At 69.7% G+C, this 15,874-nt stretch carries 12 protein-coding genes; 9 read left to right on the plus strand and 3 right to left on the minus strand.

Going from position 1 to position 15,874, the window contains the following annotated elements:
• Window positions 1-52 precede the first annotated feature (52 nt).
• Window positions 53-1,837 carry an ABC transporter substrate-binding protein gene (locus tag GQF42_RS28115; RefSeq protein WP_158924395.1) on the minus strand — a complete coding sequence of 595 codons (1,785 nt, stop codon included), beginning with the start codon at window positions 1,835-1,837 and terminating at the stop codon, window positions 53-55.
• Between the two features lie 76 nt (window positions 1,838-1,913).
• On the minus strand, window positions 1,914-2,942 hold the full coding sequence (locus tag GQF42_RS28120; protein ID WP_158924397.1) for an ABC transporter permease: 1,029 nt from the start codon (window positions 2,940-2,942) through the stop codon (window positions 1,914-1,916).
• A gap of 488 nt (window positions 2,943-3,430) precedes the next feature.
• On the opposite strand from GQF42_RS28120, the gene GQF42_RS28125 reads away from it, so the two are divergent.
• The 5 genes from GQF42_RS28125 (at window position 3,431) to GQF42_RS28145 (ending at window position 9,199) form a co-directional block, all read left to right on the plus strand.
• A complete protein-coding gene (locus GQF42_RS28125) occupies window positions 3,431-5,050 on the plus strand; it encodes a peptide ABC transporter substrate-binding protein (RefSeq protein WP_158924399.1) in 1,620 nt (539 codons plus the stop codon).
• 5 nt (window positions 5,051-5,055) lie between these two features.
• Entirely contained in the window at window positions 5,056-5,979 is a 924-nt protein-coding gene (locus tag GQF42_RS28130; RefSeq protein ID WP_158924401.1) for an ABC transporter permease, read from the plus strand.
• Window positions 5,972-6,955, plus strand: coding sequence for an ABC transporter permease (locus GQF42_RS28135; protein ID WP_158924403.1), 984 nt, complete (start codon window positions 5,972-5,974; stop codon window positions 6,953-6,955). The genes GQF42_RS28130 and GQF42_RS28135 overlap by 8 nt, the downstream gene beginning before the upstream one ends.
• A 215-nt stretch (window positions 6,956-7,170) precedes the next feature.
• Window positions 7,171-8,154, plus strand: a complete 984-nt coding sequence (locus GQF42_RS28140) for an ABC transporter ATP-binding protein (RefSeq protein ID WP_158924405.1) — start codon at window positions 7,171-7,173, stop codon at window positions 8,152-8,154.
• Window positions 8,138-9,199, plus strand: a complete 1,062-nt coding sequence (locus GQF42_RS28145; RefSeq protein ID WP_158924407.1) for an ABC transporter ATP-binding protein — start codon at window positions 8,138-8,140, stop codon at window positions 9,197-9,199. The genes GQF42_RS28140 and GQF42_RS28145 overlap by 17 nt, the downstream gene beginning before the upstream one ends.
• Before the next feature lie 194 nt (window positions 9,200-9,393).
• On the opposite strand, the gene GQF42_RS28150 is transcribed toward GQF42_RS28145, so the two are convergent.
• Window positions 9,394-11,520 (minus strand): S9 family peptidase, encoded by a 2,127-nt coding sequence (locus GQF42_RS28150; protein ID WP_158924409.1) that lies wholly within the window; start codon window positions 11,518-11,520, stop codon window positions 9,394-9,396.
• A gap of 164 nt (window positions 11,521-11,684) precedes the next feature.
• Between GQF42_RS28150 and GQF42_RS28155 the strand changes: the two genes are divergently transcribed.
• The 4 genes from GQF42_RS28155 (at window position 11,685) to GQF42_RS28170 (ending at window position 15,866) form a co-directional block, all read left to right on the plus strand.
• Entirely contained in the window at window positions 11,685-11,879 is a 195-nt protein-coding gene (locus tag GQF42_RS28155; RefSeq protein WP_158924411.1) for a hypothetical protein, read from the plus strand.
• Between the two features lie 103 nt (window positions 11,880-11,982).
• On the plus strand, window positions 11,983-12,843 hold the full coding sequence (mshB, locus tag GQF42_RS28160) for an N-acetyl-1-D-myo-inositol-2-amino-2-deoxy-alpha-D-glucopyranoside deacetylase (protein WP_158924413.1): 861 nt from the start codon (window positions 11,983-11,985) through the stop codon (window positions 12,841-12,843).
• Window positions 12,840-13,256 carry a DUF6113 family protein gene (locus GQF42_RS28165; RefSeq protein WP_158924415.1) on the plus strand — a complete coding sequence of 139 codons (417 nt, stop codon included), beginning with the start codon at window positions 12,840-12,842 and terminating at the stop codon, window positions 13,254-13,256. The genes mshB and GQF42_RS28165 overlap by 4 nt, the downstream gene beginning before the upstream one ends.
• A gap of 195 nt (window positions 13,257-13,451) precedes the next feature.
• Window positions 13,452-15,866 carry a hypothetical protein gene (locus tag GQF42_RS28170; RefSeq protein ID WP_158924417.1) on the plus strand — a complete coding sequence of 805 codons (2,415 nt, stop codon included), beginning with the start codon at window positions 13,452-13,454 and terminating at the stop codon, window positions 15,864-15,866.
• Window positions 15,867-15,874 lie beyond the last annotated feature (8 nt).

Genomic DNA, 15,874 nt, shown 5'->3' on the forward strand with positions numbered 1-15,874 from the left:
AGGGGGTGAGGCGGCGGGGCGGTGTGGTGGCCGCCCCGCCGGGGGTCGTACGTCAGGCCTTCACGAAGGTCTTGTACAGCAGGGTCGCGGAGAACTGCGGGTCGAACTGGGCGCCGCCGACCTTCGAGCCGAACAGGAAGTAGCGGCGCTGGAAGGTCTCGGGGATGATCGGCGCGACCTCCTGCATGATCCGCTTGTCCAGCGCGGCCCAGGCCTTGCCCGCCTCCTGCTGGTCGGCGATCACCGCGTTCTTCTTGATCCCGTCGTTGATCCAGCTGATGTTGGTCTGCGAGATGTTGTTCTGGCCGTTGCCGATGGCAGCGCCGTCGAACAGCGGCTGGATCATGGTGTAGGCGGTCGGCCAGTCCGAGGACCAACCGAACCACGTCACGTCGTAGCTGTTGTTGATCTGCTGGATCTGGTCGTAGTACGTGGTGTTGTCGACCGGCTTGATGACCGGAGTGAAGCCGGCCGCCTTCAGCGCGTTCTCGATGACGACCTTGGTCTTGTCGTAGGTCGGGTCCTTCGGGTACGCGTAGACGATCTTCATGCCCAGCTTGCCGGCCTCCTTGAGGAGCGCCTTGGACTTCTCCGGGTCGCCCTGCGGCTTGGTGAGCTTGCCGTAGAGGTCGTACTTCTCGTACCCGATGATGTCGGGGCTGAGGATCGAGGTGGCGAAGTCACCGGCGGACGGGCCGCCGTAGATCTGCCGGATCTGCTGCAGCGGCCAGGCGTAGTTCAGGGCCTGGCGGACCTTCAGGTCGGTGACGCGCTTGGTGTTGATCGCGTAGTAGTAGATGCCCGGGGTGAGGCCGTTGAAGCTGCGGGCCTTCAGCGCCGGGTCGGTGAGGACCTTCTGGATGCGCTCGGCCGGGACGCCCTTGTAGATCGACACGGCGTACTGGTCGTTGCCCTGGTCCGCGATGAAGCGGTCGGTGGAGTCCAGGGCCTCGATGCCGAAGGTGAACTCGAAGCCGTCCGGGTACGCGTTGCGGATCGAGTCGGTCGCCGGGTCCCAGTACTTGTTGCGGACCAGGACCATCGACTTGTCGGTCGTGTGGGCCTTGATCTTGTACGGACCGCAGGCGGCCGGCTGCTTGTCGTACTTCTCCTTGGTGTCCAGCTTCACCGAGGTGGCGGCGTAGGAGTGCATCCCCAGCGTGAAGTTGAAGTCCGGCTTGGGCTCGGCGAGCTGGAAGGTGATGGTCCGCTTCGCCTTGTCGGTGACGATCGAGTCGAGGTGCTTGCCCTTGTACGGGCCCTCGTACGCGTCACGCCACTTGGCGCCCTTGCCCGTCAGCGCCATCTGGACGTAGGTGGCGCTCTCCGTGATGAACGGGGCCCACAGGCGCTCGATGCCGTGGCGGACGTCGTCGACGGTCAGCTCGCTGCCGTCCTCCCACTTCAGACCCTCCTTCAGCGTGAAGGTCCAGGTCTTGTTGTCCTTGGAGACCGTGCCGGTGTCGGTGGCGAGGTCGCCGACGAGGGTCTCGTGACCCGAGGCGTCGACCTTGTAGCCGGTCAGGCAGCGGTGCAGGAGCAGCGCGGCCGAGGAGTTGTACGCGAAGTAGATGCGCTGCGGGTCCAGGTGGGAGAAGTCCTGCGGCGCCAGACCGTAGATCGTGCCGCCCTTCTTCGCACCGGGGATCTCCGGGGCCGGGCCGGTCGAGTCGGCCTTGGTGCCGATGGCGACCTTGGCACCGGTGTACGAGGTGGCCCCGTCGGTGGGGGTGTTGCCGGTGCCGCCCCCGCCGCCGCTGCTGCACGCGGACAGCAGCGTCGAGCCCGCGGCCGCGACAGAGGTGGCGATGACAAAGTTTCTGCGGGAGAGAGACATGGCTGACCCGTTTTCTTAGTGGATGACAAGAGGTGCTTGACCCCGGCCGGGCCCCGTCGCCCGGCCGGAGTGGAACTCAGCGCTTGGTCTTCGGGTCCAGTGCGTCACGGACCGAGTCGCCGAGAAGGTTGAACGCGACGACGAAGAGCACCATCGCCACACCCGGGAAGAGCATGAAGGTGATGTCGTCCTGGTAGACCTTGGCGCCGTTCTGGATCATCACGCCCCAGTCGGGGGTCGGGTCCGAGAGCCCGACGCCGAGGAAGGCGAGAGCCGCTTCCGTGGTGACGTAGGTCGGAAGGAGCAGCGTTGCCTGGATGAGGATCGGGGTCCACAGGTTGGGCAGCAGTTCCTTGAAGATGATGCGGGCCGGGGAGGCGCCGGTGACCTTGGCCGCCTCCACGAACTCCCGCTCGCGCAGGGCGAGTACCTCACCGCGCAGAAGTCGGGCGATGGAGGCCCAGCCGAAGACCGTCATCACCACGATGAGGCTGACGACGGTCAGCCACGTCGGGGTGTTCTCGTCGGGAGAGACGAAGATCGCGATGGCCACCGGCCAGAAGGCGATGAAGAACAGGGTCTGCGGGAACGCCAGCAGGATGTCGATCACGCGGCCGACGAAGTAGTCCGTCTTGCCGCCCAGGTAGCCGGCGGTGATACCGATGACGACGCCGAGGACGGTCGTCAGCAGAGCGGCGGCCGTCGCGATCATCAGCGAGTTGCGGATGCCGTAGAGCAGGAACGTGAAGACGTCCCGCCCGAGCTGCGGCTCGATGCCGAACCAGAAGTCGGAGCTGATGCCGCCGTTGGGCTTGACCGGGTAGTTGAACTGGTTGAGCAGTCCCGGGATGTTCATGCCGTACGTCGTGTACGGGTCCTTGCCGTACAGCTTGGCGATCAGCGGTGCGCCGATGCCCACGACAAAGAAGAAGATCACCACAAAGGCAGATATGACGCCCGTCCGGTCCCGCCTGAAGCGGATCCAGGCCAGGCGCCCCGGGGAGCGGCTCTCGGAGCCCTTGGGGGTGCCGGGCTTCGCCGATGCGGCGCTGTCTTCGTCGGTCACCTCGAGTGGGGCGGCCGGGGAAGGGGAGGGGGTGGTCATGATGCTCCGTGCCTTGTGGGTCAAGGCTCCGCAAGGGCGCTCCCTACGGGCTACGCCGGACTTTTTCAACGCAATTCATTCAAGGTCAATAAATTCTCGGTCGCCTTGGTTGCCTATTTACCTTCTTTACTCCAGCTTGACCATTCCGTAGCTACGCGGGTAGTGCGCTGTAACCAATCCGTGCTTCACATCGGACCAACTGCGCGAATCGGTCAACAAGTTCGATATGCGGACGGTCGTGTGTCGACATGCGTACATCGACACGTCGCAATCCAACGTTTCAGCATCGTTGCGTAGAGATCTGTTGCGTTCGTCCGCAAGATCGTCCGACCGCTCCCGGATGGCTGCCTGCAATCGGATGACGTGTCCCTCTAAAGGCCCTTCAATCCGGCGGCGGGCGTGCGATATGCGGTGCATCGACCGATAGTTGCCGTTATCCGACCGCTATCCGGCCGGTATCGCGTCAGCGACCGCGGAGGAGGCACGCCATGCGTGGAGTCACGCGCGTCCGGTGGGCCGGCTGCGCGATCGCCGCGGGGGTGCTGGCCGCCGGTTGCGGGGGCGGCGGCGGATACGGCGGAGCCGGGGTGCTGACCTCCTCCTGGGGCGATCCGCAGAACCCGCTGGAGCCCACCAACACCAACGAGGTGCAGGGCGGCAAGGTCCTCGACATGATCTTCCGGGGCCTGAAGAAGTACGACCCGAGGACCGGCAAGGCCGAGAACATGCTCGCCGAGCGCATCGACACCCCGGACTCGCGGAACTTCACGATCACCGTCAAGAACGGCTGGAGGTTCAGCAACGGCGAGCCGGTGACCGCCAGGTCCTTCGTGGACGCCTGGAACTACGGGGCGAGCCTGAAGAACAACCAGAAGAACGCCTACTTCTTCGGCTACATCGAGGGCTACGACCAGGTCCACCCCGACAGCGGCCTCCAGCGCGCCGACACCCTGTCCGGCCTCAGGGTCACCGGCCCGAGGACCTTCACCGTCCGGCTGGGCCAGAAGTTCTCCAGCTTTCCCGACACCCTCGGCTACGTCGCCTACGCCCCGCTCCCGCGCGCCTTCTTCACCGACCACGCGGCCTGGCTGAGCAAGCCGGTCGGCAACGGGCCCTACGAGATCGACTCGTACACCAAGGGCTCGGCCATGACCCTGAAGAAATGGGACGGCTATCCCGGGCCCGACCCGGCCCGCAACGTCGGGGTGACCCTCCTTGTGTACACCGACAGCAACACCGCGTACACCGATGTGCTGGCCGGCAACCTCGACCTGGTCGACGACGTACCCGCCACCCAGCTCAAGAACGTCGAGACCGACCTGAACGGCCGTTACATCAACACCCCGGCCGGCATCCTGCAGACCCTGGCCTTCCCCTATTACGACCCCGGGTGGAACACGAGCGGGGCACAGAAGGTCCGTACGGGCCTGTCCATGGCGATCAACCGCAAGCAGATCACCGAGACCATCTTCCGCCGCACCCGCACCCCGGCCACCGACTGGACCTCCCCGGTCCTCGGTACGGCCGGCGGCTTCCAGGCCGGACTGTGCGGCCACGCCTGCGACTACGACCCGGTGCAGGCCAAGAAGCTCATCCAGGAGGGCGGCGGCATCCCCGGCGGCCGACTGAAGATCACCTACAACGCGGACACGGGCTCGCACAAGCAGTGGGTGGACGCCGTGTGCAACTCCATCAACAACGCCCTCGGCAACGACACGGCCTGCGTGGGCAACCCGGTCGGCACCTTCGCCGACTTCCGCAACCAGATCGGGCAGCACAAGATGACCGGTCCCTTCCGGGCCGGCTGGCAGATGGACTACCCGTTGATCCAGAACTTCCTGCAGCCGCTGTACTACACGAACGCCTCGTCCAACGACGGCAAGTGGTCGAACCAGGAGTTCGACCGGCTCGTGGACCGGGCCAACGCCGAGACCGACCGGTCCCGGGCCGTGGCGCTCTTCCAGCAGGCCGAGAAGGTCGTCCGCGACCACATGGCAGCCATCCCGCTCTGGTACCAGAACGGCAGCGCCGGCTACGCCTCGCGGCTGTCCCATGTGGCGCTCAATCCCTTCAGCGTGCCGGTCTACAACGAGATCAAGGTCGGCTGAGCCGCATGGGGCGCTATGTCGTGCGGCGGCTGCTGCAGATGATCCCGGTGTTCATCGGCTCGACGCTGCTGATCTTCCTGATGGTCAACGTGATGGGCGATCCCATCGCGGGCCTGTGCGGCGAGCGGGCGTGCGATCCGGCGACGGCCGCCCAGCTCAAGCGGGAGTTCGGCTTGGACAAGCCGGTCTGGCAGCAGTACGCGACCTACATGGGCAACGTCTTCACCGGCGACTTCGGTACGGCGTTCAACGGGCAGAAGGTCACCGAGCTGATGTCGTCGGCGTTCCCCGTCACGATCCGGCTGACCGTCGTGGCCATCCTCTTCGAGATCGTCGTCGGGATCGCGCTGGGCGTGGTGACGGGCCTGCGCCGCGGCCGGCCCGTCGACACCGGTGTCCTGCTCGGCACCCTGGTGGTCATCTCCGTGCCCACCTTCGTCACCGGTCTGCTGCTGCAGCTGCTGCTCGGCGTGGAGTGGGGCTGGGTCAGGCCGTCCGTCTCGCCGGCCGCGGCGTTCGACGAGCTGATCGTGCCGGGGCTGGTGCTCGCCTCGGTCTCGCTGGCCTACGTCACCCGGCTCACCCGCACCTCGATCGCCGAGAACAAGCGGTCCGACTACGTCCGTACGGCCATCGCCAAGGGCCTGCCCAGACACCGGGTCGTCGTACGCCACCTGCTGCGCAACTCGCTCATCCCCGTGGTCACCTTCATCGGCACCGACATCGGCGCGCTGATGGGCGGCGCGATCGTCACCGAGCGCATCTTCAACATCCACGGCGTCGGCTACCAGCTCTACCAGGGCATCCTGCGCCAGAACACCCAGACGGTCGTCGGTTTCGTGACGGTCCTCGTGCTGGTCTTCCTGGTCGCCAACCTCCTCGTCGACCTCCTGTACGCCGTACTCGACCCGAGGATCCGCTATGCCTGAGCAGCCGCCGTACGAACCCGAGGGCGTGATCGCCGGTACCGGCATGGGCGGCGCGATGGACCTCGCGGCGAGCGAGGCGACGACGCTCGAGAAGACCCCCGGAGGTCCCGAGGGCACCGGGCCCGCGGCCAAGCCGCGCTCCCTGTGGTCCGACGCCTGGCGGGACCTGCGCCGCAACCCGGTCTTCCTGCTCTCCGCGCTGGTCATCGTCTTCCTGGTCGTCATCTCCCTGTGGCCCTCGGCGATCGCCTCCGGCTCCCCGCTGACCTGCGACCTGGCCAGGGCCCAGGACGGCTCGGGACCGGGCGCCCCCTTCGGGTACGACGGCCAGGGCTGCAACGTCTACACACGCACCGTCTACGGCGCCCGTACGTCCGTCACGGTCGGCGTGCTGGCCACGCTGGGGGTGGCGGTCCTGGGCTCGGTGCTGGGCGGTCTGGCGGGCTATTTCGGCGGGGCGTGGGACGCGATCCTGTCCCGGATCACCGACATCTTCTTCGCGATCCCGGTGGTCCTGGGCGGTCTCGTCCTCCTGTCCGTGGTGACGAGCAACACGGTCTGGCCGGTGATCGGATTCATGGTGCTGCTCGGATGGCCGCAGATCTCCCGGATCGCCCGCGGCTCGGTCATCACCGCCAAGCAGAACGACTACGTCCAGGCCGCCCGTGCCCTCGGCGCCTCCGACAGCCGCATCCTGCTGCGCCACATCGCGCCCAACGCCGTGGCCCCCGTCATCGTCGTGGCGACGATCGCGCTCGGCACCTACATCGCCCTGGAGGCAACCCTGTCGTACCTCGGCGTGGGCCTCAAACCGCCCAGCGTCTCCTGGGGCATCGACATCTCCGCCGCCTCCCCCTACGTCCGCAACGCCCCCCACGCCCTCCTGTGGCCCTCCGGGGCCCTCGCCGTCACGGTCCTGGCCTTCATCATGCTGGGCGACGCGGTCCGCGACGCCCTCGATCCCAAGCTGAGGTGAGGATGTGACGGTCCTTGAAGAGCAGGGAGCGCGTGGAGGTCCGTGCCCGGGGCGGGGCCGGGTGGCGAGCGGCGGTGGAGGGGGTGGGAGAGCCCGGGGCGGGGGCGCGCCCTCGTGCGGCCCTGCCGTCCTTCCGGCGATCACTGCCCCCGGCTTCGTCAAGCTGGGCGACGCGGTCCGCGACGCCCTCGATCCCAAGCCGAGGTGATCGCGTCGTGCTGCTCGAAGTGCGTGACCTGCAGGTGGAGTTCCGGACCCGGGACGGGATCGCCAGGGCCGTCAACGGGGTGAGTTACGAGGTCGACGCCGGGCAGACCCTCGCCGTGCTCGGGGAGTCGGGCTCGGGGAAGTCGGTGACCGCCCAGGCCGTCATGGGGATTCTCGACATGCCGCCGGGGCGGATCAGCGGGGGGCGGATCCTCTTCCAGGGGCAGGATCTGCTGGGGCTGAAAGAAGAGGAGCGGCGGAAGATCAGGGGGGCCGGGATGGCCATGATCTTCCAGGACGCGCTGTCGGCCCTCAACCCCGTGATCTGTGTGGGGGACCAGCTGGGCGAGATGTTCGTCGTGCACCGCGGGATGTCGCGGAGGGACGCCCGGGCCAGGGCCGTCGAGCTGATGGACCGGGTCCGGATCCCGGCCGCCGCCCAGCGGGTACAGGACTACCCCCACCAGTTCTCCGGCGGTATGCGCCAGCGCATCATGATCGCCATGGCGCTGTCCCTGGAGCCGGCGCTGATCATCGCCGACGAGCCCACCACCGCCCTCGACGTCACCGTGCAGGCCCAGGTCATGGACCTGCTCGCGGAGTTGCAGCGCGAGTACCGCATGGGACTGATCCTCATCACGCACGATCTGGGGGTCGTGGCGGACGTGGCCGACCGGATCGCCGTCATGTACGCGGGGCGGATCGTCGAGAACGCACCCGTCCACGACATCTACAAGGCGCCCGCCCACCCCTACACCCGGGGCCTGCTGGACTCCATCCCGCGCCTCGACCAGAAGGGCCAGGAGCTGTACGCCATCAAGGGCCTGCCGCCGAACCTGATGAACATCCCGCCCGGCTGCGCCTTCCACCCCCGCTGCCCGATGGCCCGGGACGTCTGCCGCACGGAGGTACCTCCGCTGTACGAGGTCGGCGAACACCGGGGCAGCGCCTGCCACTTCTGGAGGGAGTGCCTGCATGGCCCCGAGCAGTGAGCCGATCCTGGAGGTCGACGGACTCGTCAAGCACTACCCGCTCACCCGGGGCGTCCTCTTCAAGAAACAGGTCGGTGCCGTGAAGGCCGTCGACGGCGTCGACTTCACCCTCGGCAAGGGCGAGACCCTCGGCATCGTGGGCGAGTCGGGCTGCGGCAAGTCCACGGTCGCCAAGATGCTGTGCCACCTGGAGCGCCCGACCGCCGGCTCCATCCGGTTCAAGGGAGAGGACATCACCCGGCTGTCAGGCCGCGCCCTCAAGGCCGTACGCCGCAACATCCAGATGGTCTTCCAGGACCCGTACACCTCCCTCAACCCCCGGATGACGGTCGGCGACATCGTCGCGGAACCGTACGACATCCACCCCGAGGCCGCGCCCAAGGGCGACCGGCGCCGCCGGGTGCAGGAACTGCTGGACGTGGTCGGCCTCAACCCGGAGTACGTCAACCGCTATCCGCACCAGTTCTCCGGCGGACAGCGCCAACGCATCGGCATCGCACGGGGTTTGGCCCTGCGCCCGGAGGTGATCGTCGCCGACGAGCCGGTGTCCGCACTGGACGTCTCCGTCCAGGCCCAGGTGATCAACCTGATGGACCGGCTCCAGTCGGAGTTCGACCTCTCCTACGTCTTCATCGCCCACGACCTGTCGATCGTGCGGCACATCTCCGACCGGGTCGCGGTGATGTACCTGGGCCGGATCGTGGAGATCGGCCGGGACGCCGAGATCTACGACCACCCCACGCACCCCTACACCCAGGCGCTGCTCTCGGCGGTCCCGATGCCCGACCCCGAGGCCCGCGACCGGCGCGAGCGGATCATCCTCACCGGTGACGTGCCCTCGCCGACGAACATCCCCTCCGGCTGCCGCTTCCGCACCCGCTGCTGGAAGGCCCAGGAGCGGTGTGCCGTGGAGGTGCCGGCGCTCGCCGTCCCCGCCGTGTTCCGGGGCACCGGCTCCCTGGCCGCGCACGACTCGGCCTGCCACTTCGCCGCGGAACGGCAGGCGGTCACGGGGGAGGGCGGGCGGCGCAACGGGCCCGCGTGAGCGGGGCACGGCAGTGGCGGGTACGACCGGACACGGCTGCGGGCGGTGGCGGCCGGACACGGCTGCGGGCCGGGACGACATGGCGCGTCCCGGCCCGCTCACGGCACCCGCACGGCCGTACGCTGATCAGACTTCCGCGTCCGTATATCGCCCCGGCTTCCGTGGAGTTGCCTGTGTGTTAACGCGGTCGCCGGTCATTTTCCCTGGTGGGGAAGGGAACGCCGCAGGAAGTCCAGCTGGAGCCGGAGCAGGTTCTCGGCGACGGTCTCCTGCGGGGTCATGTGCGTCACCCCGGACAGCGGCAGCACCTCGTGCGGGCGGCCGGCGGCGAGCAGGGCGGAGGACAGCCTCAGGGAGTGGGCGACCACCACATTGTCGTCCGCCAGGCCATGGATGATCATCATCGGCCGGTGCGGCTCGGCGGGGTCGACCAGACCGGCGTCGTCCACCACCGAGTTGCGGTGGTAGACCTCCGGCCGCTGTTCCGGGTCGCCGAGATAGCGCTCCTGGTAGTGGGTGTCGTACAGCCTGAGGTCGGTGACCGGTGCGCCGACGATCGCCGCGTGGAAGACGTCCGGCCGGCGCAGTGCCGCCAGTGCCGCCAGGTATCCGCCGAAGGACCAGCCCCGGATCGCCACCCGGTCCAGATCCAGCGGGAACTGCCCGGCGAGCGCGTGCAGTGCTGCCACCTGGTCCTCCAGGGCGACGGCCGCGACCTCGTCCCGGATCGACTTCTCCCAGGCCGGCGAGCGCCCCGGGGTGCCCCGCCCGTCGGCGACGATCACCGCGAAGCCCTGGTCGGCGAACCACTGCGAGGTGAGATGGGGGTTGTGCGCGGCGACCACCCGCTGGCCGTGCGGACCGCCGTAGGGGTCCAGCAACACCGGCAGGGGAGTGTCGTCGGGGTAGTCCCGTGGCATAAGCACGGCGCACGGAATTCGACGTGCGCCCCCCTCGATCAGGGTCACCCGGGGGGACAAACCGGGATCTTCGGCGTACGACCGGACAGTGACCGCCGGTTTTCCGTCACGCAGCACCTGCGCCCGGGTGCCCGGCCGGTCCAGGGTCGCGGAGACGAGCACCGTCACACCGCCCGCTCGTACCGCCGTGTGCACACCAGGCTCCTGCGACACACGTTCCAGGCCCAGTTCGTTCACGCGGTACACATGAACTTCGCCAATTTCCCTGGCATGTGCCTCCTCGCCCGCGGAGGCGGAAACCAGTACGTCGTCCGCGCCCACGTCCAATACCGCCCGGACGTGCAACTGGTCGCTGGTCAGCGGCCGTTCGCCGACCGCGAGCACCCGGGCGCCGCCCTCGTCCGCGATACGGACAAGCTGCCCGGAGGGGCTCCAGCAGGGCACCCCAGGGAAAAGTTCCAGCCAAATCGGATCTTCATCCGCGTGCACCATCCGGGTGGCACCCGTCTCCGGGTCCACCGCCAGGAACAGCTGGCTGCGCTGGTCCCGCGCCTGCACCAGCAGCAGCGGCGCACCCGCCGCTGACCAGTGCACATGCGCCAGATACGGATAGCGGGCCCGATCCCACGCGACCTCCGTGCGCAGCCCGTCGAGGCCCAGTACGAACAGACGTACGTCCGCGTTCGGGGTGCCGGCGGCCGGGTAGGCGACGTTAACCGGCTCACGCTCCGGGTGGGCCGGATCCGCGATCCACCACCGCTTCACCGGCGTGTCGTCCACGCGCGCCACGAGCAGCCGGCTCCCGTCCGGCGCCCACCAAAAGCCCCGTGAACGCCCCATCTCCTCGGCCGCGATGAACTCCGCCAGGCCGTAACCGACGCCCTCCGACTCCGGTTCCGCAAGCGCCCGGTCCTGCTCCCCGTCGGCTCCCACGACCCGCAGTGCGCCCTGTGCGACGTACGCGATGTGCCGGCCGTCGGGGGCGGGGCGCGGGTCGATCACCGGTCCCGGGACGCGGAGTTCGCGCGTCGTGCCGGCCCGCAGCTCGGCCGTGAAGAGCCGTCCTGACAAGGCGAAAGACGCCAACTCCAGGGCGGTGTCGGTGGCGTAGCCGACGATCCCGGCACCTCCCTCCCGGCTGCGTTCCCGGCGCGCCCGCTCCTCGGCCGACAGCTCCTCGAGGGCGCCGTCGAGAAGGGCGCGCGGATCGGCCGCCGGGCGCTCGGTGCCGTCCGGAAGGTCCAGGATCCACAGGGAGTTGGCCCGGTCGGTGCCGGAGCCGGAGCGCAGGAACGCGACACGCGAACCGTCGGGCGCCACGGTGAACGAACGCGGCGCGCCGAGCGTGAACCGCTGTGTCCGGGCGTGCCGTCGGGGGAAGGAGTCAGCCTCGGTCGTCATACCCCGACCATATTGGCCATGCGCCCCCTTGTGCGGCCGTGCGCCGAGCGATGCGCGAGCACGGATAGTTATGATCACTACCGCTGTGTGGGTATGAACCTGCTGGCGTCTGCGTGGACTTGGTCAACTGATCCGGATCTGGCGACTTTTGGAGGTGAGCCGCCGTGGCACTCTCGATTTCGGCGGTGGTGCTGCTGGCGATCATCGTCTTCCTGCTGATCAAGAAGTCGGGGCTGAAGGGCGGGCACGCGGTCATCTGCGTCCTGCTCGGCTTCTATCTCGCCTCCTCGACCATCGCGCCCACGATCAGCCAGCTCACGACGAGCGTGGCCAGCATGATCAGCAGCGTCAAGTTCTGAGACGCCCTGCGCCGCTGCCGGGTCTCCGGCGGCCTGCGCCGGTGTCCTTCGACGGCCGCGTGTGCCGGGGCCGCTGTCGCGGGTACCTCGTAGGGTGGGTCCCATGACGGAACTGCCAGCCCGTCGTCTGCTGCTGGTGCACGCGCACCCGGACGACGAGTCGATCAACAACGGCGCGACCATGGCCAGGTACGCGGCCGAGGGTGCCCACGTGACCCTGGTCACCTGCACCCTCGGTGAGCGCGGCGAGGTCATTCCGCCCGAGCTGCGGCATCTGACCGGTGCCGCGCTGGGCATGCACCGGCGCGGCGAGCTGGCCGCCGCCGTGCGCGCGCTCGGGGTGGGCGACGCCCGCCTCCTCGGCGGCGCGGGCCGCTACGGCGACTCCGGGATGATGGGCCTGCCCGACAACGAGGACCGCGGCTGCTTCTGGCAGGCCGACGTCGACGAGGCCGCCGGGCACCTGGCCGAGGTGATCCTGGAGGTCCGCCCCCAGGTCCTCGTGACCTACGACGACAACGGCGGCTACGGCCACCCGGACCACATCCAGGCCCACCGCGTCGCGATGCGCGCCGTCGACCTCGCGGCCGAGCGCGGCCACCGGATCGCCAAGGTCTACTGGAACCGCGTACCGCGCTCCGTCGCCGAGGCCGCCTTCGAGCGCCTGCAGGACGAGCTGCCCGCACTGCCGTTCGACAAGAGCGCCTCCGTGGCCGACGTCCCGGGCGTGGTGGGCGACGAGCGGATCACCACCGCGGTGGAGGGCACCGCCCACGCGGCCGCCAAGGCCGCCGCGATGCGCGCCCATGTCACCCAGATCGACGTGGCCGAGCCCTACTTCGCGCTCTCGAACGACCTGGCCCAGCCGCTGTTCACCACCGAGTACTACGAACTGGTGCGCGGCACGGCCGAGAGTGGGGAGAGCGACCTGTTCGCCGGTCTCGGCCTTGAGGAGACGTCATGAGCAACACCGGACCGGGCTCGCTGCTCGCCCAGCCGCTGCAACGGCCCTCGGCCGGGCGGATCGCCGCATATGCCGGACTCTTCCTGCTGGGTGCCGTCGTCGGCTTCGCCGGGACGCTCGTCCAGGCCGCCTGGTTCCCCGGCGGACTGCTCCTCGCGCTCGCGGGCGCGGCCGGGCTGTTCCTCGGCGGTGCCTATGCCACCCGCGGCCGGGGCGGGGCCGTCGCTCCCGTGGCGGGCTGGATCATCGCCGTCGTACTGCTCACCACCTCGCGCCCCGAAGGCGACTTCCTGTTCGGCGCAGGAGGCGGTTCCTACCTCTTCCTGCTGGGCGGCATGGTGCTTGCTGTGATCTGTGCCACCCTTGGCGCGGGGCGGCAACCTCACGGTGATCCTGTCCGACTTGGCAAGTGACGTACCACTTCGCCGTGCGGCGCACGTGCGAGTCCGGTGTGGGTTTCCTCAGCGGTCATGGGATAAGCGCCAGAGGCGGCCAGTATGGTGGTGCGCGCCGCCGAGCCGCCCGAGCTCTCGACTTCGCTCGAGTTGGGGGGACCCCCAAAGCAGTCCGGTCGTAACGGGCGGTGGAGCCAACTGGGAGAACCTGCCTTGAGTCGTGAAACTGACACTCCGTCCTCCGGGCCCAACGGGCGCGGCGGAGCCGCATACCCCTCCGGCACGCCGCCGTACGGGACCCCCATGGCTACCGACGACGGTGCGGCAGCGGGCCGTTCGGGCACGCAGCCGGAGGAGAAGAAGACCGAGACCACGCTGACGACCCGGATCCGGATCAACATCCCCGGGTCCCGGCCCATTCCGCCGGTCGTCGTGCGCAAGCCCGTCGGGGACAACGAGGGCGCCGGGGACGAGGCGCCCGCCGCCGACTCCCGGCCCGCGCCCGAGCGGCCGGCCGCGGCGGAGGCCCCCGGCGCGCCCGGGGCACCGGGCGAGGAGAAGGCCAGCGCCTGGTTCGCGCCCCGCAAGTCCTCGGCGCCCAAGGGTGGTCCGGGCGGCGGCACCAACGGGACCGGGATCCAGGCCGGTTCCCCGGCAGCCGCCACCGGCTCGCCGGGCGCCCGTCCGGGTGGTCCGGGAGCATCCGGCACGGCCGGTACCACCGGCGCACGCTCCGGCGGTGGCCGCCCCGGCGGTGTGGTCGGCTCCATGAGCGTCCCGGGCGCCTCCCGCTCCGGCAGCGGCAACGCCAAGAACCTGCCCGGCGCCACCGGCGGCCCGGTCGCCCCCGGACACGGCGGCGGCACCGGCTCCTTCGACGTGACCGAGGCGCTGAACGCGGGCCCGCTGGGCCCCGGCAGCCGCCCCGGCCCCTCCACCGCCGAGCCACGCCGTGACGACCTGCCGTACTTCGCGGAGACCGGCGGCCAGGACGGTCCCGGCGCGAACGGCCAGAGCGGCTACGGCACCCCGGGCGCGGCCGGCGCGAACGGCCAGGGCGGCTACGGCGGTCCCGGCGCGACGGGCGGGCACGACGCCTTCGGCGCGGGCGCGGGCGCGAGCGGTGCGAACGGGCCCGGCGGCCCGGGCGGCCCCAGCGGCTTCAACGGACCCCACGGCCACGGCGGTCCCGGGGGCCCGCAGGGCCCGGCCGGTCCCACCGGCGGCCCCGTCACCGGCGACAGCCCCCTCGCCGCCTCGGCCGGCGGCCCGGGCCTCGACGCGAATGACCCCTTCGGTGCCGCCTTCGGCGGCCAGAACAGCGCCTTCAACGCCCCCGGCACGTCCGGCGGCCGGGGCACCACACCCCCGCGCAGCGCCCTCGCCGACCTGGCCGACCTCGAAGGTCCCGCGGTCCCCGGGGCTCCCGTCGGCGGCCCCACCGGTCTCGGTCCCGGCGGCGGGATGAGCGACGACACTGCGATCCTCACCCCGCAGAAGCCGGCCCCCGAGCCGGGCACGCCCGGCTACCGCCCCGACAACGTCTCCGGACACACCGTCACCAGCGGCATCCCGGTCGTCCCGGGCGCGGGCGCGTCCCCGTTCGCCGGTCCCGGATCCGACGGCCCGGCCGCACCGGCCCCGGCCAAGCCGGCTGCGCCCAAGGCCAAGGCCACGCCCAAGAAGAAGGGCCGCAGCAAGCTGGTGCTGCTCGGCGCCGGTGTGGTCGTCGTCGCGGGCGGTGCCTACTGCGCCGGACTGCTGATGAACCACACCGACGTCCCCAAGGGCACCACGGTCCTCGGCGTCGACATCGGCGGCGGCACCCGCGACGACGCCGTCAAGAAGCTGGACGACGCCTTCGGCGGCCGGGTGAACAAGCCGCTGAAACTGTCCGTCGGCGGCAGGACGGTCGCGCTCACCCCGGAGAACGCGGGCCTGCAGTTCGACTTCCAGGACACCGTGAGCAAGGCCGCGACCAGCGACTACAACCCGGTCCACGTCATCGGCTCACTCTTCGGGCAGAAGCGCGTGATCGAGCCGTCCATGCCGGTCGACGAGGAGAAACTGCAGGCCGCCCTCCAGCAGGCCGGCGGCGGCTCCGGCTCGGTCGTCGAGGGCGGCATCGACTTCAAGGCCGGCCAGGCCGTCGCCGTCTACGGCAAGGCGGGCAAGGCCATCGACGCGGGCCAGTCGACCCAGGCGGTCGAACAGGCCTACCGGACGCTGGTGGAGACGGACGCGGCCAGTGCGGTCACCGTCCCGACGACCACCAAGCAGCCGACGGTGTCCAACGCCGAAGTCGACCGCGAGATGAAGCAGTTCGCGCAGCCGGCCATGTCGGGCAAGGTGACGGTGGAGGCGGGCGCGGGGCACGTGGTCCTGATGAGCCCGGAGAAGTCGCTCTGGAAGTTCCTCAGGGTGGTGCCCGTCGGCGGCAAGCTCGTCGACAAGCCCGACCTGAACGCCCTCAAGCAGCTCTACGGCGGGGCCTTCAACGGCGTGCTCATCACCCGCGGCAACGGCAGCAAGACGGCCGTCACCCCGCAGGACGTGTACGGCGCCCTCCGCCAGGCGTTGATGAGCAGGACCAACCGGGTCGCGGTCATCTCCACCAACCCGAACTGACCCCTCGG

This window comes from Streptomyces broussonetiae, assembly GCF_009796285.1.
In the GTDB taxonomy this organism is placed as follows: Bacteria; Actinomycetota; Actinomycetes; order Streptomycetales; family Streptomycetaceae; genus Streptomyces; species Streptomyces broussonetiae.

Excerpts from the sequence above, each read along its gene's own strand:
- GQF42_RS28115 (WP_158924395.1), bottom strand. The coding sequence starts at position 1,837 with ATGTCTCTCTCCCGCAGAAACTTTGTCATCGCCACCTCTGTCGCGGCC.
- GQF42_RS28120 (WP_158924397.1), bottom strand. The coding sequence starts at position 2,942 with ATGACCACCCCCTCCCCTTCCCCGGCCGCCCCACTCGAGGTGACCGAC.
- GQF42_RS28125 (WP_158924399.1), top strand. The coding sequence starts at position 3,431 with ATGCGTGGAGTCACGCGCGTCCGGTGGGCCGGCTGCGCGATCGCCGCG.
- GQF42_RS28130 (WP_158924401.1), top strand. The coding sequence starts at position 5,056 with ATGGGGCGCTATGTCGTGCGGCGGCTGCTGCAGATGATCCCGGTGTTC.
- GQF42_RS28135 (WP_158924403.1), top strand. The coding sequence starts at position 5,972 with ATGCCTGAGCAGCCGCCGTACGAACCCGAGGGCGTGATCGCCGGTACC.
- GQF42_RS28145 (WP_158924407.1), top strand. The coding sequence starts at position 8,138 with ATGGCCCCGAGCAGTGAGCCGATCCTGGAGGTCGACGGACTCGTCAAG.
- GQF42_RS28150 (WP_158924409.1), bottom strand. The coding sequence starts at position 11,520 with ATGACGACCGAGGCTGACTCCTTCCCCCGACGGCACGCCCGGACACAG.
- mshB (WP_158924413.1), top strand. The coding sequence starts at position 11,983 with ATGACGGAACTGCCAGCCCGTCGTCTGCTGCTGGTGCACGCGCACCCG.
- GQF42_RS28165 (WP_158924415.1), top strand. The coding sequence starts at position 12,840 with ATGAGCAACACCGGACCGGGCTCGCTGCTCGCCCAGCCGCTGCAACGG.